The organism is Collinsella sp. An271, assembly GCF_002159695.1.
Classification (GTDB): Bacteria; Actinomycetota; Coriobacteriia; order Coriobacteriales; family Coriobacteriaceae; genus Collinsella; species Collinsella ihumii.
On record NZ_NFJE01000008.1, the window covers coordinates 91,153 to 112,408 of the forward strand.

At 64.6% G+C, this 21,256-nt stretch carries 15 protein-coding genes and 1 pseudogene; 10 read left to right on the top strand and 6 right to left on the bottom strand.

Annotated features, from left to right (window positions below; all coding sequences use genetic code 11):
• Positions 1-720, bottom strand: a complete 720-nt coding sequence (locus B5F74_RS08320) for an ABC transporter ATP-binding protein (RefSeq protein ID WP_087201573.1) — start codon at positions 718-720, stop codon at positions 1-3.
• A 231-nt stretch (positions 721-951) separates the two neighbouring features.
• On the opposite strand from B5F74_RS08320, the gene B5F74_RS08325 reads away from it, so the two are divergent.
• Complete coding sequence (locus B5F74_RS08325) at positions 952-2,307, top strand: ABC transporter permease (protein WP_087201575.1); 1,356 nt, start codon at positions 952-954, stop codon at positions 2,305-2,307.
• 45 nt (positions 2,308-2,352) lie between these two features.
• Here B5F74_RS08325 and B5F74_RS08330 read toward each other — a convergent pair whose 3' ends face one another.
• Positions 2,353-3,483: an aldo/keto reductase gene (locus B5F74_RS08330; protein ID WP_087201577.1), complete on the bottom strand. Its 1,131-nt coding sequence runs from the start codon at positions 3,481-3,483 to the stop codon at positions 2,353-2,355.
• 330 nt (positions 3,484-3,813) lie between these two features.
• Between B5F74_RS08330 and B5F74_RS08335 the strand changes: the two genes are divergently transcribed.
• Genes B5F74_RS08335 through B5F74_RS08345 form a run of 3 tightly spaced genes read left to right on the top strand, consistent with a single transcriptional unit; the run spans position 3,814 to position 6,276 of the window.
• Positions 3,814-4,716, top strand: coding sequence for an alpha/beta hydrolase (locus B5F74_RS08335; protein WP_087201639.1), 903 nt, complete (start codon positions 3,814-3,816; stop codon positions 4,714-4,716).
• 42 nt (positions 4,717-4,758) lie between these two features.
• Positions 4,759-5,763, top strand: a complete 1,005-nt coding sequence (locus B5F74_RS08340; protein ID WP_087201579.1) for a YdcF family protein — start codon at positions 4,759-4,761, stop codon at positions 5,761-5,763.
• A gap of 33 nt (positions 5,764-5,796) precedes the next feature.
• Entirely contained in the window at positions 5,797-6,276 is a 480-nt protein-coding gene (locus B5F74_RS08345) for a YbaK/EbsC family protein (RefSeq protein ID WP_087201581.1), read from the top strand.
• A 372-nt stretch (positions 6,277-6,648) separates the two neighbouring features.
• Here B5F74_RS08345 and B5F74_RS12660 read toward each other — a convergent pair whose 3' ends face one another.
• The 4 genes from B5F74_RS12660 to B5F74_RS08360 form a co-directional block, all read right to left on the bottom strand.
• A complete protein-coding gene (locus B5F74_RS12660) occupies positions 6,649-7,410 on the bottom strand; it encodes a PrpF domain-containing protein (protein WP_343217552.1) in 762 nt (253 codons plus the stop codon).
• Complete coding sequence (locus B5F74_RS12665; protein WP_239283427.1) at positions 7,305-7,793, bottom strand: PrpF domain-containing protein; 489 nt, start codon at positions 7,791-7,793, stop codon at positions 7,305-7,307. The genes B5F74_RS12660 and B5F74_RS12665 overlap by 106 nt, the downstream gene beginning before the upstream one ends.
• Entirely contained in the window at positions 7,790-8,965 is a 1,176-nt protein-coding gene (locus tag B5F74_RS08355) for an isocitrate/isopropylmalate family dehydrogenase (protein ID WP_087201584.1), read from the bottom strand. Before B5F74_RS08355 ends, B5F74_RS12665 begins: the two co-directional genes overlap by 4 nt.
• Positions 8,966-9,089: 124 nt before the next feature.
• A complete protein-coding gene (locus tag B5F74_RS08360) occupies positions 9,090-10,064 on the bottom strand; it encodes a LysR family transcriptional regulator (protein ID WP_087201586.1) in 975 nt (324 codons plus the stop codon).
• Positions 10,065-10,283: 219 nt separating this feature from the next.
• On the opposite strand from B5F74_RS08360, the gene B5F74_RS08365 reads away from it, so the two are divergent.
• The 6 genes and pseudogenes from B5F74_RS08365 to B5F74_RS08390 all read left to right on the top strand — a co-directional run bounded on the left by B5F74_RS08365 (position 10,284) and on the right by B5F74_RS08390 (position 21,213).
• Positions 10,284-12,563, top strand: a complete 2,280-nt coding sequence (locus B5F74_RS08365; protein ID WP_087201588.1) for a hydratase — start codon at positions 10,284-10,286, stop codon at positions 12,561-12,563.
• 127 nt (positions 12,564-12,690) lie between these two features.
• A complete protein-coding gene (locus tag B5F74_RS08370) occupies positions 12,691-14,061 on the top strand; it encodes a citrate:proton symporter (RefSeq protein WP_087201589.1) in 1,371 nt (456 codons plus the stop codon).
• A 732-nt stretch (positions 14,062-14,793) separates the two neighbouring features.
• Positions 14,794-16,982 (top strand): annotated as a pseudogene (locus tag B5F74_RS08375) (hydratase).
• Between the two features lie 119 nt (positions 16,983-17,101).
• On the top strand, positions 17,102-18,004 hold the full coding sequence (locus B5F74_RS08380) for an alpha/beta hydrolase (RefSeq protein ID WP_087201591.1): 903 nt from the start codon (positions 17,102-17,104) through the stop codon (positions 18,002-18,004).
• A gap of 152 nt (positions 18,005-18,156) precedes the next feature.
• Positions 18,157-20,118 carry an aconitate hydratase gene (locus B5F74_RS08385; RefSeq protein ID WP_087201593.1) on the top strand — a complete coding sequence of 654 codons (1,962 nt, stop codon included), beginning with the start codon at positions 18,157-18,159 and terminating at the stop codon, positions 20,116-20,118.
• Between the two features lie 195 nt (positions 20,119-20,313).
• The gene (locus B5F74_RS08390; RefSeq protein WP_087201594.1) at positions 20,314-21,213 is read left to right on the top strand and encodes a LysR family transcriptional regulator; all 900 of its coding nucleotides are present in this window, start codon (positions 20,314-20,316) and stop codon (positions 21,211-21,213) included.
• The last annotated feature ends 43 nt before the right edge of the window (positions 21,214-21,256 follow it).

Here is a 21,256-nt window from a genome sequence, read left to right on the forward strand (position 1 = left end):
CTACACGCTTTTCCAGAAGTCGGGCTGCTCCGCGACGGCACCGTCGCGCGTCTCGAGCGTTCCGTCGCGCAAGACGAGCACGCGGTCGGGCTTGAGCCGCTCGAGCCGGTGGTGGCAGCTCAGCAGGACGGCGCACCCGCAGTCGGCGGCACGGCCCAGCTCTTGCTCCAGGATGTCTGCCGATGCGGGGTCGAGCGGGCCGGTGGGCTCGTCGAGCAGCAGGAGGTCGGGCCGGCAGGCGAGCGCGAGGGTGCAGGCGAGCTTCTCGCGCATGCCGCGCGAGAAGCTCTGCGGATACTGATCGCAGAACCGCGCGATGCCGAATCGCTCCAGCAGGCGGTCGGCCTCGTCCCATCGGCTGTTGCTCCACCGATTTGCGCGGCCGAGCAGCTCGAGGTGCTCGAATGCCGTGATGTCGTCGTAGAAAGCGGGCACGTCGTTGACGAACGCCATGCGGGCTCGTTCGGCTGCCGTCGCGCTTTCGAGCGGAGCGCCGCAGATCGTGATGGCGCCCGCGCGCAGGCGCTCCCAGCCGGCGAGGCAGCGCAGCAGGGTGGATTTGCCGGCTCCGTTGGGCCCGACGAGCAGGGTGAGCGAGCCCGGTTCGAGCTGGAAATCGACGTCTTCCCAGATATTTGCGCGGCCGTAGCCAAAGGCTATGCCGCGCGCCAGCAGGGCGGGCACGCCTGTGGAGCTCTGCGGTGCCTCTGCGGCTTGCATGGTTCCTCCCGGTTTCGAACGACCAGATGCCCCCATGATGGCACCGTCGGGCCGGAAACGCCAGGTGGGACTTTTTGGGACGGGCCCGGCTGCCGGGGGGCAAACGATCCGAGAAGCCCCGCCTTACAAAAGCGTTAGCCCCAAGCGCCCAACCGTAAGCCGCCCGTAAGACATCGGCGCGCGCAACGTGGAACCATAGAGGTCGTCCTGTCCCCGACCGTGGAGGATCCCATGCTCATCAAGCTTGCCCTCGGCAACGTGCGGCGCAGCGCGCGCGATTTCTCGGTCTACTTCATGACCCTCGCCTTCGCCGTCTGCCTGCTGTACTCGTTTCTGGCATCGACCGACTATCTGCTCGCGCTCGACCTCACGGCCGAGCAGCGGCTCTATTACGCCAAGTCCGGCGAGGTGCTCGTCGCGTTCGCGGTGTTCGTGGCTGTGATCTTCGCGTTTCTCATCGGATACGCCAACGTGTTTTTGGTGCGCCGCCGCAAGCGCGAGTTCGGCCTGTACGAGCTGCTGGGCATGGGGCACGCTCGGGTCTCGTGCGTGCTGGCGCTCGAGAGCGCCTCGGTGGGCATCGTGTCGCTTATCGCGGGCATGGCGCTCGGCGTGGCGCTCTCGCCCCTGTTCGGCCTGGTGGCGGCGTTCGTGTTCGGCGTTCCCTGGACGCCGGTGGTGACGGTCTCGCCCGCGGCGGCCGCGCAGACCGCCCTCGCGTTTGCGGCCATCACGGTCGTCGCCGCCCTGCGCGCGGTGCGCAGCGTGGGCAGGTGCACGTTGATCGAGCTCATGCGCACCGATCGCGCGCCTGAGCGCCGCGTCGCCTCGGGGCGGGTCGCCGTGGGCGTGCAGCGGCTGCTCGCGATCGCGCTGCTGGCGCTCGTATGGGGCGTGTGCCTGCTCGCCCCCGGCTACTTCATCGTGTTCATCATCCCCATGGGGTTCATCGCGCTGGGCGGCACCTACTTCGCCTTCCGCGTGATCGCGGCGCGCGTGCCCGACCGCCTGCGCGCGCGTTCCGAGCGGTACTACACGGGGCTCGTGCCGTTTACCGTGCGACAGGTCGAGGCGCGCATCGAGAGCGGCTGCACGGCGCTGGCCGCGGTGTGCGTGCTGCTGGCCGCGGGGATGTGCATGATCGTGGCCGGCTTGGTGTTCAGCGTGGGCCTGCGCTCGGGAGACCTGTTCGAGAGCGCTTGGGCGCTCGCCCCGCTCGCCTACGCCTGCGTGTTCTACGGCGCGGCGTTCATGGTCGCCGCGGCGGCGGTGCTCGCCTTACAGCAGCTCTCGCAGGCGGCCGACGCGGACGTCGCCTACCGCACGCTTGACCGCCTGGGGGCCGATGCCGCCCTGGTGCGATCTTCCGTGCGCGCGCAGGTGGGGGCGAGCTTCGCCGTTCCTGCCGTCATGGCGTGCCTGCACTGCCTCTTTGGGTTCGCGCTGATCTTCGTTTTGTCGATCATGTTCGCGTCGGAGGGCTTCGTGCTGTTTGCGGCAGCGACGGTCGGGCTCACGCTGGCGATTCTGATCGCCTATTACCTGGCGACGAGCTCGACGTGCATCCGCGCGCTGACGCGCCCCTAGAGCCCTGAAATTCTAGGGACAGTCCCTAGAATTTCAGGTCACGGGCTATTCGGCGATCCCCAGCGTCTTGACGCAGCGTGCGAGCTCGTCGGGAATCTTGATGTGCTGCGGGCATGCCTGCTCGCACGCTGCGCACGCGATGCACGAGGTCGCCCGCTTGTGCCCGTGCTTGCCGACGAGCCATGCCTCCTCGTCCTGTGCCTTCTTGAGGTCGCCGTACAGGGTCAGCATGTTCATGGCCATGAATGTCCCCGATATGCCGACGCCCATGGGGCACACCTTGGCGCAGTAGTTGCAGGCGGTGCAGGGGATGAGCGGGATGCGGGCGAGCTCGGCGCGCGCCTTGTCGAGCGTGGTGCGCTCGGCGTCGGACAGGCCCGTGAAGCCCTTCATATACGAAAGGTTGTCCGCCATCTGCTCGACGCTGCTCATGCCCGACAGCACGGTGATGACGCCCGGCAGGCTCGCGGCGAAGCGGACCGCCCAGCTCGCGGCGGAGGATTCGGGCTCCGCATCGTGCAGCACGCGCGCGACGCTCTCGGGTGGGTCGGCGAGCATGCCGCCCTTGACGGGCTCCATGATCACGATCGGCATGTTGTGGGCGCGCGCCACCTCGTAGCAGCCGCGCGACTGCACGGAGGGGTTCTCCCAGTCGGCGTAGTTGATCTGCAGCTGGACGAACTCCATCTCAGGATGGGCGGTGAGCAGCGCATCGAGCTCCTCGGGCGTGGAGTGGAAGCTGAAGCCGGCGTGCTTGATGCGCCCGGAGGCTTTCTGCTCCAAGATCCAGTCCCACAGACCGAACTCGTCGAAGAGCGCCGTGCGGTGCTCGCCCAGGTTGTGGAGCAGGTAGAAGTCGAAGTAGCCTGCCCCCGTGCGCTCAAGGGACGTCTCGAACTGCGCGATCGCGTCGTCGCGCGTCTTGCAGTCGATCCACGCGGCGCATTTTGTCGCGAGCCGGTAGCGCTCGCGCGGATACCGCTCGACAAGCGCCTGGCGAATGGCGTCCTCGCTGCCCTTGTACGCCCAGGCGGTGTCGAAATAGGTGAAGCCAGCATCGAGGAACATGTCGACCATCTGCTTGGTCTGCTCGATATCGATGTCCTCGCCCTGCTTGGGCAGGCGCATGAGGCCGAATCCCAGCTTGCCGATCATGTCGAATTCGTTCTCAGGCATCTTGTCTCCCATCTGGCTGAACGTCCGGCAAAACAGTTCGCGCCCGGCCCCTCCGTGACGGGCGCCGGGCGCGAAGGCAATCGGTCGGTGCTCCCTAGCTGCGGTTCGCAGCTTATCAAGCTCATCATACCCAAATACGCACCGGATGGCTTGGTATGAACCCAAGTCCGACCTCGGAGCACATGTTTGGGGGCGCGGGCGGCTTGCGGCATCCTCAAGCATGTGCGGAGACCGTGCGCGAGCCAGGCGCACGGCGCGGGAATGCCCTAAGATAAGCAGACATGCGCCGCGCCCGCGGCGCGCAGAAGAGAATGAATGGAAAGGGCCTTCATGGTTATCGAACAGCATGCCCTTTGGGGAGACGATCCGACCGACGAGCATCCGGCGACGTTTACCGCCTATCTGGCGGACCCGGTCCCGGCGCGTGAGCATGCGCCCCGCCCGGCCGTGGTCATCTGCGGCGGAGGCGGCTTCACCAACATCGCCGCCCACGAGCAGGAGCCGGTCGCGTTCGCGTTCTTGAATCAGGGCTATCAGGCGTTCGTGCTCGACTACGTGACGAGCGCCACGGGCAACGTGTCGTTTCCCAACCCCGAGGCCGATCTTGCCAAGATGGTAGCCCGCGTGCGCGCCAACGCGCAGGCATGGCACGTCGACCCCGAGAAGGTCGCCGTCGTCGGCTTCTCCGCAGGCGGCTTCATCTGCGCGTCGCTGGCGGCCCAGTGGAAGACCGGCCCGTTCGCCGCGCTTACCGGCGAGCGTCCCGACCATATCCGCCCCGATGCGGTCGTGCTGGGCTATCCGCTGCTCGACATGCGCGTGATGCGCGATGAGCGCACGCGCGATCCCCGCATCGACCTGCGCGTTCCCAAGACGGGCGGCAAGACGGGACGCGATCTGCTCAACGATTTCATCTCCATGGTCATCGGCGGGGAGGCGACCGACGAGCGCATGGCGGAGGTGTGCCCCACGACGCATGTCTCGCGCGATATGCCGCCGACGTTCGTGTGGGGGACCAGCGACGACCGTACCTGCCCGATCATCCAGGTCTACGATCTCGTCTCGGCGCTTGCGCGCGCCGGCGTCGCCCATGAGCTGCACGTCTTCGACCGGGGCGGGCACGGCCTGTCGGTCGCGAACATCAACACCTGCGCCGATAACGCCGAGGAGCAGGCCGTCGTGCGTCCCTGGATCGGTCTTGCGTGCTCCTTCCTTGAGCGTTGCGGGCTGTAGGGGACGGCAGGGGCGCGGACCATCTCGAAAGGACGAAAGAACATGGATGTGCATCTGATGGGCCTTGTGCTCGCCGTCGTGGCGCTCGCGGTGCTCGTCGTGACGTTCCGCATGGGGACGCGTGCGTTCGGTCGCGCTTCGGTGCCTACGGCGTTGATGCTGTTCGCGGGACTCGTGATCGCCACCTGCGCGGCCCCCGGCGGCTTCATGGCGACTTCCGGCTCGCTCATGATCGTGTTCGTGCTGGTCGCGGTCGAGCTGTTCGCCATGAACGGCGTGCTGCTGATCTCGCGCGACGGGGGCGTCCGTGCGGCATCGGCGATCCCTCTGGCCATCGCCGTCGTGCTCGCGCTGCTGTTCACCGTGGTTCCCATGGTCGTGGAGGGGACCGGAAACCAGCTGGTGAGCGCCCTGCTCGGGCTCATCTCGCTGGTCGGGCTGTGGATGTCGTTCTCGCTCGCCATGGTCGCGCTCGCATCGTTCGTCTATCGGGTGGCCACGCGCGGAGCCGCGCCCGACCGCAAGAACGCGTACAAGTTCATCGTCGTGCACGGTGCGGCCATCGAGGGCACGCGCCCCTCGCCCGTGCTCATGGACCGGCTCGACTGCGCCTTCACGCTGTGGGAGCGCCAGGGCAAGAAGGGCACGATCATCGTTTCGGGCGGACAGGGTTCGGACGAGGAGCTGAGCGAGGCCCGCGTCATGCACGACTACCTGCGCGATCGCGGCGTGCCGAAAAAGCAGCTCGTCGAGGAGGACCGGTCGTCCACGACGCGTGAGAACCTCGCGTTCTCACGTGAGGTCATGGGCGGCCTGACGACGGCGGGGTCGTATCGCGTGGCGCTGGTGACCAGCGATTTCCATGCGTATCGCTGCGGCTATCTCGCATGCCGCATGGGCTTGGACGCCGACGTCATGGGCGCGGCGACCGCAGGCGACACCTGGGCGCGCTCGATCATCCGCGAGTTCGGCGCGGTGACCAAGGATCTTCCCTTGACCTATCTGGCGCCGATCATCTTGTGGATTGCGGGCCTGTTGCTGCTGTAACATGCGCACTTCGCGCAGGAAAGGAATGAAGACATGTCGTTTGACGTGGCAAAAAGATATCTGGACAGCATCGGCCTCGGGGACCGCGTGATCGCGACCGAGGCGCCGAGCTCGACGGTCGAGGAGGCCGCCGCGGCGCTCGGGTGCGAGCCCGCGCATATCGCCAAGACCATGGCGTTTTTGGTGGACGACGCGCCGGTGCTGGTCCTGTGCGCCGGCGATGCGCGCGTGAACAACAGCATGTTCAAGCAGTTCTTCCACACCAAGGCGAAGATGGTTCCCGGTGATGTCGTCGAGCAGCTTGTGGGCCATGCGCCGGGCGGCGTGTGCCCGTTTGGCGCCAAGCCCGAGGCGCGCGTGTATCTGGACGAGTCGCTGCGCCGTTTTGACGTGGTGCACCCCGCCTGCGGCGACGACCACAGCGGAGTGCGCCTGACCATCCCTGAGCTCGAGCGCGCCACGCGCGCGGAGGGCTGGGTCGACGTGTGCCGCGGGTGGCGCGCGGAGGAATAGCCGCGCAGGGGCGTGGAGTGGATCTGCGCGCGCCTCGGGCGGCACCCCTGCGTTATCTTTTCGGAATCGTGGTCAATTTACCCATCGAACCGGAATCGCGCCAGGCAACAGGTTATCGTCTTGCATAAAACACTTTCAATATATCGAAGGACGGAAGATCCCCCTCGTCCATCCTGTTGGGGAAGGCGAGAGGGATCTGCTAAACCGATATATATATTATATTGTCCTTTATGGGTCGCGAGACGCTTTCGCGGCGTCGACCCTCGTATCTCGGCACATATTTCCCGGTTCGATGGGTAAATTGACCACGATTCCGAAAACATACCGGAAGGGCTCGGCGTGAGCAGCCGTGAAACCCCGGTTACCGCGGCGCTAGTCTCGTATGTAGACGGTTCCGTCCATGATGCGGCGGGCGGTTCGCTGGACGGCCACGCTGGGGACGGCGATCGTGCCGTCGGGGCGCTGCACCAGCTCCGGCTTCATGGTCATGACGCCGCTCGGGTGCCCGATGCGCACCATGCCGTCTGCGGGCTGTCCGGCGGCCATGACTTTGTGAACGATGGAGCCCTCCAGCATGGCGGCGACCGAGATGGCGCTCGAGGCGGTTAACGGGCAGGCCTTGTGGCATTTAAACACCGAGATCACGCGGGCGCAGATGTCCATCGCGCCCGCCTCGACACACCTGCCGGCGATATCGGTGAAGTTTGTCGGTGCGGTCACGAAGCCGACCTTGGGCACAGCGGGGCTATTGGCCGTCGCGTCTGCAAGATCGCTCGCAAAGCCCATCTTGACGGCCGCGGCGCCGCGGATGGCCTCGAGCAGCCTGCTTGCGCGCTCGTTGGCATCGACTTCGGCGGGAAGCTCGGTGCCGGCAAGGCCCAGGTCGGAGGCGCGTACCACCACGAGGGGATTGGAGACATCGAGGATTGTGGCCTCGATCGGTCCGAGCTCGGGAATCTCCAGCGTATCGCGCACCTGGCCGGTGGGGAGCAGCGCGCCGGTCTTGGTTCCAGCGGGGTCAAGAAACTTCACGAGCAGCTCGGCCGCGGTGCCGTCGACACCGCGGCCGAGCAGTCCCCGTCCTGCGCGAACGTCCCCGTCTTCGGGTCGATGGGTACCGTGACGTCGATGTATTTATCCGTGTTGCGGTTGAGCATGTGCACGGTGGTGATGGGCAAGACGGCTTCGACCAGCCCTTCCTCCACGGCAAAGGGGCCCACAGCGGAGGTCATGTTGCCGCAGCTGGACTTGAAGTCGACCTGCTGCTTGCCGACGATGACCTGCCCGACCTCGTACTCGACGTCGATGCCGGGCACCTCGCTTTTCCAGGCGATGACGATCTTGTTGTTGGATGAGACCGTGCCGCCCATGCCGTCGATCTGCTTGGGATCGGGATTGCCCATGACCTGCAGGAAGATGCGGTCCCATTCGGCGCGGTCGGCCGGCAGGTCCTTTCGCAGGAACATGCAGCCCTTGCTCGTGCCCCCGCGCATGTACACGGTTTTGAACTTTCTCATTTGAGGCCCTCGATGGTCTCGATCAGGTAGTCGGTGAAATCGGCCGAGGTCGGGCCGTCGCCAAATCCCATGACCACGCGACGCTCGGTGGCGCAACAGATGTCGAGCGCGCGCTCCAGCAGGGCGCGGCGGTCGGCAAATCCGATATGGCCCACGAGCAGGCCGGCGGCGCGGATGACGCTGCAGGGGTTCGCCCACGGTGCCAGGCCGCGCTCGGCGAGCGTGGGGGCCGTGCCGTGAATGGCCTCGAACAGCGCGTGCTGCGTGCCGAGATTCGCCGAGGCAGCCGAGCCGAGGCCGCCCTGGTGCTCGGCGGCGATATCGGTCACGATGTCGCCGTAGAGATTGGGCAGCACGATGACCTGGAAATCCTTGTTGAAGTCGGGATCCATGAGCTTGGCCGCCGTCGCGTCGACCAGGCGCGTCTGCACGGTGATCTCGGGGTACTCGCGCTCGGCGACATCGCAGATGATCTTTTGGAAGTTACCGTCGGCGTGCTTGACGATATTCGCCTTGGTGACCACCGTGACCGTGGTCTTGCCGTTGTCGCGTGCGTAGTTGAGCGCCATGCGCGCCAGACGCTCGGTGCCGGGAAGCGTGCACACCTTGAAGTCGACGGCGAGGTCGTCATCCACCTGGATGCCCTTGTCGCCCCAGATGTACTCGCCCTCAAGGTTCTCGCGGAAAAACGTCCAATCGATACCTTGGTCCGGTATGCGGATGGGACGCATGCCGACGAACAGGTCGAGGCCGCGGCGCAGCAGGCTGTTGGCGCTCACCAGGTTGGGCCAGGGGTCGCCGGGGCGCGGGGTGACGAGCGGACCCTTGAGCAGCACGTCGCAGGCAAGCGCGGCGTCGAGCACGTCTTGGGGGAGCGACTCGCCCAGCTCCGCGCGGCGCTCGATGGTCAGGCCGTCGATAGGACGGATCTCGATGCGCCCGGATGCGATCTGGTCGGCGAGCAGACATTCCAGCACGCGGACCGCCTGCTGGACGATGGTGGGGCCGATACCGTCACCGGGCAGGATGCCAATGGTGATGTGGTCGAGGCTCGCGTAGTCCTTGGGCTTGCCGCCCTGCTTGACGCGTTCGATGCGCTCGAACTCTCCAGCGAGGAGCTCGCCGAAACGTTTGGTTGCGCGTTCGATGGCTTGTGTGTGCAATGCGTCCATGATGCCTCCCAGATGTGAGATCGCAGGCGTTTACCATATCTTCATGGTGCGCCCGGCGCGCGCCGCAATCCAATTGAAAGCCGGCATGGCCCCATGCCGGCGCGGCATGGGGACCGCACCATTCCTACGGCAGGGGATCGGGTTCCATGACATGGGCGATGGCGTCTTCGAAGTAGCGAAGCATCTCCATGTCGGCACGGGAGAGCGAGCCGTTCGCGAACGTGGCGATGCACAGCGCCCACGCGGCGTTCAGACTGTTGTCGAGCGACAGGAACTGGGCCTCGCCCGGCTCGATCTTCGAGAGCGCCGTATAGCTCTGCGGGCCGATGGTGTAGCCGATGCCCTTGGCGGCAAGGGTCTGCACCGTCGTGTAGTCGCGCGATTCCAACAGGATGTTGGGGCGAATGCCTGTCTGCATGAACACGGTGTCGAGCACTTGGCGGATGCGCTGCCCGTACGGCACGGTGAGCAGCGGCTCGTCCGCCAGGTGGCGGATATCTATGAGCGGGTAGGGGTAGGCGGGGTCGTTGGTCGCCTTCCGCGCGATGGGGCTGTCGGCAGAAACGGTGACGACGAAGGGATCTTTCCAGAACACGTCGTAATCGATATGGCGGCTGCCTTCGCCCACCAGGCGGTGCATGACGGCGAAGCTGATGTCGCACGCCGTGAGCGCCCGGTCGAGCTCCTTGGAGTTCTTCTCCAGAATCGAGATCTTGATGTTCGGGTACCGCCTGTGGAATTCGGGCAGCACTTGCGGCAGCAGGAACTTCGCGAGCAGGCGCGTGATGCCGAAATTGATGTTTCCCTCCGAGAGGGATTCCATATCGGAGAGCTCGGCCAGCAGGTCGCCGTAAAGCTTGAGAACGCGGTTTGCCATGGCGACGTACTTCTCGCCCGCCTGCGTGAGCTTGAGTCCGGAAGGCGTGCGCGCGAAGAGCTTCGCGCCCAGCGACTCCTCGATACGCTGCAGGGACTGGGAGAGCGACGGTTGCGCGATGAAGAGCTTGCGCGCCGCCGCGGACACGCTTCCCTCTTCTGCAATGGTCTTGACGTACGTGAGTTCTCGATCGTTCACGTGGGCTCCCTCGGCGGCTTCCATCGAGATTCCTTCTGGTACGTAAGACAGTATCGAAAAAACGGCTTTTGCGAGGGACAACTTTTCCCGGCCTTAAGGGTTTCAGTTAACAAACACCTAAAGTACCTGGGCTTATAGGCAATTCTGTATAGAGTCTATTGAAAGATAGTATTTGTTGGACGGGGTCAATGGAACAAGAATGAAACCATCGAACGTCCACACAACCAGGAGGGGAGTACCCATATGGATGCAGTGAAGCTGTACGAAGGCGGCGTGTTTCTCGTCGACGGCGAGACCGTTGTCCCGGCCAGCGAAGGGGACGCCATCAAGGCCATGACCGGGGGCGAGGTGACTCCTGATACGGCGCGCCGCGGCACGATTGCCTATCGCATCATGCAGGAGCACAACACATCCGGCGACGATGCCAACCTCAAGATCAAATTCGATGCGCTGACGAGCCACGACATCACCTATGTCGGTATCGTCCAGACCGCCAAGGCGTCGGGTCTCACCAAGTTCCCGATCCCCTACGTGCTCACCTGCTGCCACAACTCCCTGTGCGCGGTCGGCGGCACCATCAACGAGGACGACCACCTCTTCGGCCTGTCCGCCGCCAAGCACTACGGCGGCATCTTCGTGCCCCCGCACATCGCGGTCATCCACCAGTACATGCGCGAGATGATGGCCGGCGGCGGCAAGATGATCCTCGGCTCCGATTCCCATACCCGTTACGGCGCCCTCGGCACCATGGCCATCGGCGAGGGCGGCGGCGAGCTCGTCAAGCAGCTGCTGGGCCAGACCTATGATGTCGCCACGCCCGAGATCATCGCGATCTACCTCGAGGGAGAGCCGGCGCCCTTCGTCGGTCCGCAGGACATCGCGCTCGCCATCATCGGTGCGGTCTACGAGTGCGGCTACGTCAAGAACAAGGTCATGGAGTTCGTGGGCCCCGGTGTCGCGAGCATGACCACCGACTACCGCAACGGCGTCGACGTCATGACGACCGAGACCACCTGCCTGTCCTCCATTTGGCGCACCGACGCCGACACGCAGAAGTACCTGGCCGACCATGGTCGCGCAGACGAGTTCAAGCAGCTCGATCCCGAGGCCATCGCCTACTACGACGGCTGCGTCCGCGTGGACCTCTCCAAGGTCCGTCCGATGATCGCGCTGCCGTTCCACCCCTCCAACGTCTACACCATCGACGAGCTCAACGCCAACCTGGACGACATCCTGGCGAGCGTCGAGAAGCGCGCCGACGAGATCGCCGGCCGTGCGGGCGCGCTCGATCTGCGCGGTAAGGTCGACGCCGCCGGCCTGCACGTCCAGCAGGGCACCATCGCCGGCTGCGCGGGCGGCAACTACACGAACGTCATCGAGGCCGCCCATGCGCTGCGCGGCAAGAGCTGCGGCGACGGCGTGTTCAACCTGTCCGTCTACCCCTCCTCCCAGCCGGTCTTCGCCGACCTGGTCAAGAAGGGGGCCATCTTCGACCTCATGCAGGCCGGCGCGATCATCCGCACCGCGTTCTGCGGCCCGTGCTTCGGCGCCGGCGACACGCCCGCCAACAACACGCTGTCCATCCGCCACACCACCCGCAACTTCCCCAACCGCGAGGGCTCCAAGCCCGGTCAGGGCCAGATGTCCGCGGTGGCGCTCATGGATGCCCGCTCCATTGCGGCGACGGCTGCAAACGGCGGTGTGTTGACCTCCGCCGAGACGCTCGACTGCTGGGGCGACGTGCCCGAGCACGAGTTCGACGCTTCTTCCTACGAGCACCGCGTCTTCAACGGCTTCTCCAAGGCCGAGGAGGACGAGCCGTTGTGTTACGGCCCGAACATCAAGGACTGGCCCGAGATGGAGGCGCTCGGCGAGAACGTCTTGCTCCAGGTCTGCTCCAAGATTCTCGACCCGGTGACCACGACCGACGAGCTCATCCCCTCCGGCGAGACCTCCTCGTTCCGTTCCAACCCGCTGGGACTGGCGGAGTTCGCGCTGTCCCGTCGCGATCCGGCCTACGTCGGCCGCGCCAAGGCGACCGCCGCTTTCGAGGCCGAGCGCAAGGCAGGCGCGGTTCCCGCCGACATCGCCGACGTCTTCGCCGCCGCCCAGGGCGTGTGCGCCGACGCCGACGCCGCCAACACCGAGATCGGCTCCATGGTCTACGCGATCAAGCCCGGCGACGGCTCTGCTCGCGAGCAGGCCGCAAGCTGCCAGCGCGTGCTGGGCGGCCTTGCGAACATCTGCCAGCAGTACGCCACCAAGCGGTATCGCTCCAACGTCATCAACTGGGGCATGCTGCCCTTCCAGTCCGATGACGAGCCCGCGTTCGAGCCGGGTGACTGGATCTTCGTCCCCGGCGTGCGCGAGGCGATCGCGACCGGCAAGAGCGAGTTTAGCGGCCACATCATCCGCGACGGCAAGGTCGCCGGCACCATGGCCCTCTACACCGCGCCGCTCACCGACGACGAGCGCGAGATCATCCTCGACGGCTGCCTGATCAACTTCAACCGTCGCAAGTAGGGTGATGCACGAGTGCGCGGGTCAGCTTCAAGCTGCCAGGCAGGCCCGCGCACTTGGCTTCATATAAGGAAGGAATAAGGGGTGATTCCCGCAGGGGAATCTCTCACAACGGTAAAGGAGGGAATTCATGACTCTAGCTGCGGCCGTAGGCCTAATCATGATTCTCATCTTCATCATCGGCGTCATGAAGCGCTGGCTGAGCCCGTATGTCGGCCTTGCCGTCGTTCCTCTGGCCGCCGGTATGATTTACTGCCTCTTGACCGGCCAGAACGTTTTGGACGTATTCGAATGGGTCTATAGCGGCGTGTTCTACGCCGTCGAGGACGGCGAGGTCTCCGCAGGTACCGTTCGCTCCGCGATGATGGTCCTGTTCGCCTGCACCTACTTCACGCTCATGATGCAGGTCGGTCTGTTCGATCCGTTGGTCATCGCGATGATCAAGCTCGTCAAGGGCGACCCGATGAAGATCATGGTCGCCTCCACGCTGGTTGCCGCCGGCGTGTCCCTTGACGGCGACGGCACCTCCACGGTCCTGATCACCACCGCGGCCTTCGTTCCGCTCTACAAGCAGTTTGGCATCAAGACGCCGTACCTGGCGCTGCTCATCTGCCTGCCCACGTCGGTCTTCAACATGTCTCCGTGGGGCGGCCCGCTCGCTCGCGTGCTTTCCGCGCTGAACCTCGACGTGACCGAGCTCTTCCCGCTGCTGCTTCCCGGCATGGGCGTCGCGCTCATCTACTGCGTCTTCGTCGCCTGGTTCCTGGGCAAGAAGGAGCGCAAGCGCCTCGGCTACGATCCTGCGAACGCCAGCCACATCACGGCTGAAGAGCTTGAGAAGATGTGCGACATCGTGCGCAACAACGATCCCGAGTACAAGCGTCCCAAGCTCGTGTGGTTCAACCTGATCCTTTCCGTGATCATCATGATCCTGCTCATCGGCGGTTACGCGAACTCCGCGGTCCTGTTCGGCGGCGGTCTCGCCCTCGCCCTGCTCGTGAACTTCGGCTTCGACTTCCACCTGCAGAAGGATCGTCTGGCTGCTGCCCTTGAGGACGGTATGCCCGCTGCGGCCATGATCGTCGCGTCCGGCTTCCTCATGGGTATCCTCACCAACTCCGGCATGGGCGACGACATCGCGATCTTCCTCGCGAGCCTGGTGCCCTCCGGTATGGAGAACCTGCTGCCGCTGTTCGTGGCAATCCTCGGTATCCCGGGCATGGTCTTCCTGTCCTCCGACGGCTACTACTTCGGCATCCTTCCCGTTCTCGCCGGTCTCGCCGCCCAGTACGGCATCAGCGCGACCGCCATGGGCGTTGGCGCCATGATCCCGCTGGCCACCTACTACGCGACTCCGCTCATCGCCTGGATCTGGATTCTGATCGAGCGCTGCGAGGTCGACTTCGGCGAGCATCAGAAGCAGATCCTCAAGTGGGGCCTTCCGATGTTTGTCATCTACTGCGTCGTCGCAGTTCTGACGGGCGCTATCCCCCTGTTCTAAGCGCCCTCTCTCGCCCGGATGCCGTTCAGGCAGCACGGCATCCGGGCTCTCGCGCACTTCGGTGTGCTCACAACGTGCACCCTTCTCTTTTCCCTTTTCCGGCCCCGGCGCGCCCTGCTCAAGCGTGCCGGGGTTCTTGCATGCGAGGGGAGCGCCGATTGGGTGATTTCGGGTTCCGTGCCCCGTGGGGGCGCCTGCCTTCGGTGTGTCGATGCCGCGGCTTCCTCACCGCGTTTCCGCGCCATCCCATCGCGGTGCCCTGGTGCGCGAGGGCAATCATCTAAGCCTCTCGGGGATGAAGCGTATCCCTTGTAGGGTTTTCGGCTATAGGCACAACATTATGAGATCAATTGAATTCTTATATTTGAACTATGGCATGGGGGATTCGATAATACGGGCTGACGCACCATCGAATATCGATGCATGCCATTGCGGGGGCTGACCTGAACGGTTGGCGGCAGCTCCAACCGCTCGGGTCATTCCCCGCTGTGGTATGTGGAGGCGTCGCCATGCCGTCTCGGCATGCGGTCATGCGACGTTTCAGTTGGACCAAACCTGGTATGGGGATGCACGATGAAAGCATCTCTCAGGCAGGGTGTGCTGTGCGCACGTGTGATTATCGACGTTTGATTGGGGTGTTCGATGGATGCGATGAAGCTGTACGACGAGGGCGTCTATCTGGTGGATGGCGAGCGCATCGTTACCGCGCATGAGCGCGATGCGGTCATGGACATGACAGGGGATTCCGTTTTGCCCGAGGTGGCGCGACGGGGAACCATCGCGTGGCGCATCCTCAAGGCGCACGCCCTGGGCGATGGGGACCAGATCCTGCGCATCCGCTTCGATGCGCTCGCTTCGCCTGACAACGCGTTTGTGAACATCATCCAGACGGCACGCGCCTCGGGGCTTAAGGAGTTCCCGCTTCCTTATACGCTTACCTGCTGCCACAACACGCTGTGCGCCGTGGGCGGCACGATCAACGAGGACGACCATCGCTTCGGGCTTTCGGCGGCGAAGCGCTACGGCGGCATCTTCGTGCCCCCGCATCTGGGCGTGCTGCATCAGGTGATGCGCGAGACGCAGGCGGGCTGCGGAAAGATGATCTTGGGATCTGACTCGCATACGCGCTACGGAGCGCTCGGCACGCTTGCCATCGGCGAGGGCGGAGGCGAGCTCGTCAAGCAACTGCTCGGAAAGACCTATGATATCCCGACGCCTCAGGTAATCGCCGTCTTTTTGGAAGGCAGGCCAGCGCCGTATGTCGGGCCGCAGGACATCGCGCTCGCCATCATCCGCGCGGTCTTTGCAAACGGCTACGTCAAGAACAAGGTCATGGAGTTCGTCGGTCCTGGCGTGGCGACCATGCCGTGCGATTACCGCAACAGCCTCGACGCCATGATGACCGAGGCCGCCGCACTGTCCACCATCTGGGTGACCGATGACTCGACGCGGAGGTTCCTCGCAGCGCACGGTCGCGAGGAAAACAGTACCGGCAGCTCGAGCCCGCGGCGGTCGCGTACTACGACGGGTGCGTGCACATCGACCTGTCGCGCATCCGCCCCATGATCGCGTTGCCGTTCCATCCCTCCAACGTCTACGCTATCGACGAGCTCTACGACAACCTGAACGAGATCTTGGCATCGGTCGAGTGCCGTGCCGACGAGATCGCGCGCCGGCACGGCGCGCTCGACCTGCGCGGCAAGGTCGATGCCGCCGGCCTGCATGTGCAGCAGGGGAGCATTTCCGGTTGCGCGGGCGGCACCTATACCAACATCGCGCAGGCGGCATGCGCCCTGCGCGGCAGGGGGTGCGGCAACGGCGAGTTCAGCCTGTCGGTGTATCCGGCATCTATGCCGGTCATGTCGGTGCTCGACCGTCACGGCATCCTGCGCGACCTGATGCTTGCGGGCGCCGTCGTGCGCACGCCCATCTGCGGACCGTGCTTCGGCGCCGGCGATACGCCTGCCAACGGGGCGCTTTCCATCCGGCATAACACGCGCAACTTCCCCAACCGCGAGGGTTCGTATGTCGGGCAGGGCCAGATGGCGGCGGCAGCGCTGATGGATGCGCGCTCCATCGCGGCGACCGCGGCGAACGGGGGCGTGCTTACGAGCGCCGAGGCTCTTTCGTGCTGGGAGGATTTCGACGATTACGAGTTCGATCCGCAGCCGTATGAGCACCGCGTCTACAACGGTTTTGCGCAGCCAAGACCGGATGAACCGCTCGTGTACGGCCCGAACATCCAGGATTGGCCCGAGCTGGAGCCGCTGGCCGAAAACATCGCGCTTCAGGTCTGCACGATGATCATGGATCCCGTTACCAATACCGACGAGATCATCCCTTCCGGAGAGGCGTCGTGCTATCGTTCCGACCCCTTCAAGCTGGCGGAGTTCACCTTGTCCGGCCGCGACCCCGCCTACGTCGGGCGCGCACGGCAGGTGCGCGAGTTCGAAATGGAGCGTCTGTCGGGACGCGTGCCCGCCCGGTACGTCCACGTGCTGAACGCCATGTGCGCGATTACGCCGGATGTGCAGCCCTTCGATATCGAGATCGGCAGCCTGCTGTATGCAAACAGGCCCGGAGACGGATCGGCGCGCGAGCAGGCGGCGAGCTGCCAGCGCGTGCTGGGCGGTCTTGCCAACCTGTGCCACCAATACGCCACCAAGCGCTACCGCACGAATCTCATCAACTGGGGCATGCTCCCGTTCAGGCTCGAGGGTGAACCTGGTTTCGAGGTGGGGGACTGGCTGTACGTTCCCGGCGTGCGCAGCGCCGTCATTGCGGGCGCGGGCGCGATAGACACCTATGTGATTCGGGGGGACGCACAGGTGGGGAAGGTCGAGCTGCTGCTCGACGAGCTGACCGACGATGAGTGCCAGATCATCCTGGACGGGTGCCTCATCAACAACAACCGCGTGTGAGGGATTGTACCGACGCGCCGCTATGACGTGCTCCATATCGGGCGGGCACGGGCGATGTCCCGGCTTTGAAGATGATCGAGCTATCGGTTTGCGGGAGCGCTACCAAGGAGTTGATACCCATGGAAGTCAAGGACTGGACGTACGAGGAGATGCCCGAGTTCACTCAGGACGTTGAGGGCGCCACCATGATCGAGACCTCGGGCGACGAGATCGAGATCAAGTACCTGCATGACGTTGCATACCAGAGCGCCGACGGGGCGACGCTTAGGCTGCAGGTGCTCTCTCCCACGTCGCGCAACGGCATCGCCGGCCCTTTGCCCTGTATCGTGTTCGTCAAGGGGTCGGCATGGCGCGCGCAGAAGCTGTACATGCTGATTCCGCAGCTTGCACAGATCGCTCGGCGCGCGTATGTGGTGGCGGAAGTCGAGTATCGCCCGGCCTCGCAAGCTGCGTTTCCCGCGCAGATCCAGGATTGCCAGAACGCCGTTCGCCATATGCGTGCGCATGCGGATGAGTTCGGCATCGATCCCGAGAAGATTATCGTTGCGGGCAATTCATCAGGTGGGCACACGGCGGTGTTCGCATCGTTCTACGATGCGGGAGGCAGCGCCTATCCAGGGGTTTCTTCTCGGGTGCGCGGCGTGATCGACCTCTACGGCGCGGTGAGCCTTGTGCCGGACGATGCGTTTCCCATCACGTCGGATCATCACACGCCCGAGAGCCCCGAAGGCGTGCTGATGGGCGGGGCGGACATGCGCGCCGACCCCGCGTTGCGCCGCGTTGCGACCGCTTCGTGCTACATCACGCCCGAGCTCGATATTCCCCCGATGCTGATCGCCCACGGCACCAAGGATCGCAAGGTCAACACGGAGGTGTCGGTCGACCTGTACCGCCGTCTGCGGGAATGCGGCAAGGACGTCGAGCTGTACCTTGTGCGCGGCGCCGACCATGGGGTCGCGGAGTTCTACACCGAGCGCATGGTCGATATCTACGACGCGTTTATCCGCCGTTGCCTTGCATGACCGTTGTCGCGATGGGTTGGAGCGAACCCGTCCCCAAATGACCCATCATGCCGTCCGGGCATGGGCTTCATGCCCGCTTTCAATTGGATAATGCGCCCTGCCCGTTGCACCATATGTATGAGATACATCACGCTGCAGAAAGGTTACGCACCATGGGATCGTCTCTTGTCCATAAAATCATCGAGTCGCATCTCGTCTCGGGCACCATGAAGCCCGGCGAGGAGATCTTGCTGCGTGTCGACCAGACGCTGACGCACGACATCAACGCGGTCATGACCTACCTCGCCTTCGAGGCGACCGGTCTTGACCGCGTGCGCACCGAGCTTTCGGTCTCCAACCTCGACCACAACCTGCTCTACATCGACAACAAGACGCCGGACGACCATATCTACCTGCAGTCGGCGGCCAAGCGCTTCGGCGTGTACGTGTCGCGTCCGGGCAACGGCATCTGCCACGCCATCCACACCGCCCGCTTCGCGGTGCCCGGCAAGGTGCTCTTCGGCGGCGATTCGCATACCCCGCACAGCGGCGCGGTGGGCATGCTCGCCATCGGCGTGGGCGGTATGGACGTCGCCTGCGCCATGGCCGGCCAGCCCATGCGCCTCGTCTACCCCAAGGTGGTGCAGGTCTACCTTACCGGCTCGCTCAGACCCGGCGTGAACGCCAAGGACGTCATCTTGGAGATGCTGCGTCGCGTGGGCGTCAAGGGCGGTCTGGGCCGCGTGTTCGAGTACGGGGGTCCCGGAGCCGCGACCCTCGAGGTGCCCGAGCGCTGCAGCATCGCCAACATGGGTGCCGAGATGGGCGCCACGACCTCGATCTTCCCCGCCGACGAGCAGGTGCGCCGCTTCATGGCCGCCCAGGGCCGCGAGGACCAGTACACGGAGCTGCTGCCCGACGAGGACGCTGTCTACGACGAGCGCATCGACCTCGACCTCTCCTCCCTCGAGCCGCTCATGGCCTGCCCCGACCTCCCCGACAACGTCCACAAGCTCGCCGATGTGGAGAGGGTGCCCGTCCAGCAGGTCTTTATCGGCAGCTGCACCAACGCGAGCTACTCGGATATCGCCAAGGCGGCGCTCGTCATGCGCGGCCTGCACGTGAACGAGAACGTGAGCTGCACCTGCGCCATCCAGTCCAAGCAGGTCTACAAGCAGCTGCTGCACGACGGCTACATCGACATGCTGCTCGACGCGGGCGTGCGCCTGCTCGAGTTCGCGTGCGGCCCGTGCTGCGCCATCGGCCAGGTGCCCGCTACCGACGGCGTCGCTGTGCGCACCTCCAACCGCAACTTCCGCGGTCGCGCCGGCAGCCCGTCGGCCAAGGTCTACCTGGCGAGCCCCGAGAGCGCGGCGGCCACGGCCATCATGGGCACGTTCGCGAGCGCCTATGACATCCTGGGCGAGGACGTCGACCAGCTCGCCCGGATCCACGAGCCGGACTCCTATCCCATCGACGACAGCATGCTGATTGCCCCGCTGCCGCCCGAGCAGGCGAAGCAGGTCGAGATCGTGCGCGGCCCCAACATCAAGTTCCTGCCGGTACCCGAAGAGCCCGTCCAGCACCTGTGCGTGCCGGTCTCCCTCAAGGGCGGCGACAACATCTCGACCGACGACATCACGCCCGCCTCGGCCGAGCTCTCCAGCATGCGCTCGAACATCCCGCTCATGTCCAAGTACTGCTACATGCGCTACGACCCCGAGTTCTCCGAGCGGGCGCGCACCATGGGCCAGTCCATCATCGTCGCAGGCGAGAACTACGGCCAGGGCTCGAGTCGCGAGCACGCCGCCATCAACCCCATGTACCTGGGCGTGCGCTGCGTGATCGCCAAGAGCATGGCGCGCATCCACAAGGGCAACCTCATCAACCACGGCATCATCCCCATGCTCTTCGAGGACCCCGCCGCCTACGACTCCATCGAGATGGGCGACGAGCTGGAGATCGAGGGCCTGCTCGACCAGATTCCGACGCGCCGCGTCCGCGTGAAGAACGCGACGCGCCATTTCGAGTTCAACGTCGTGCTCGACCTCTCCGATGCCGAGATGGAGGTCGTGCTCGCCGGCGGCCAGCTTCGCCTGCTCAAAGCCAAGCTCGCCGCGGAGGATGCCAAGTAGCCGGTCTCGACTGCCCCGTGTCTGGTCTTTCATGAAAAACCAGGCAGTCGAAAAACCGTTACCTGCGGAAACGTCATCATGCCCCTGTACTTATTCATGAAATAGTACAGGGGCATCTGCTGTGCCATGCATTGTGTTCGCGCCTGTTGGGCGATAATGGTGTGGACGTGTTGACCGAGGGCGGGAGGTGCTGGTGTGAGGGACTTCGATTGGGAGATCATCGACGAGTTGCACCGTAATCCGAATGTGTCGCGCGCCGCGGCTGTGCTCTACATGACCCAGCCCACGCTTACCAAACGCCTGCAGCATATCGAGCGCGAACTGGGCGTTCGTATCGCCGAAAGAACGCCCAAAGGCCTCATGTTCACGCCCGAAGGGGAGTATCTGGCCAGACGCGCTGCCGAGCACAAGGCGTTTGTCGAGCAGACGCATCGCGGTCTTGAGGAGCTTCGCCAATCGTCAAGCAAGATGATCACGGTCGGCTCCTCCTACACGTTCAATAAGTACAACCTGTGGGATGTGCTGAGCGGATATGCAGAGGTCGGAGATCCCGAGGTGCGTTTTTCCGTCGTGAACGACCAAAGCGACGCGCTGTTCCGCATGGTGCTCGACGGCAAACTCAACCTTGCGTTCGTGCGCGGCGATTACGAGGGGCCGGTACGGCGCATCCTCGTCGACTGCAATCAGGCCTATCTCATGAGCCGGGAGCCTATCGATATCGAGAACTTGCCCGACCTGCCGCGCATCGATTTCAGAACGAACGCTCAATCTACCGAGCTGATAGAGCAGTGGTGGCGTGAGCGCTTTGGAACGAAGATGGGCCCGGGTATGAGCGTCGGGTACATCGACTTCGTATGGGAGCTCGTGGCGCAGGGGCGCGGTTATGCGCTGTGCTTCGTCTCGTCGAAGTTCGAAAACGAGCGCGGTCTCTGCTTGACGCCTTTGACCTGGGCGGACGGGTCTCCGCTCGTGAGGCGCACATGGTGCGTCTGCCCGAAGGCGGCGCTGCCCGCCCACGTGGAGAGCTTCATCCGTTACGTGCGAGATGATGTGGCGATCTCCGATGGGGCGGTGCTGCGGCCCGCTATGCCATAGATGGGTTCGTTGGGGACGGGTTCGTTCCAACCCATGGGTTGGA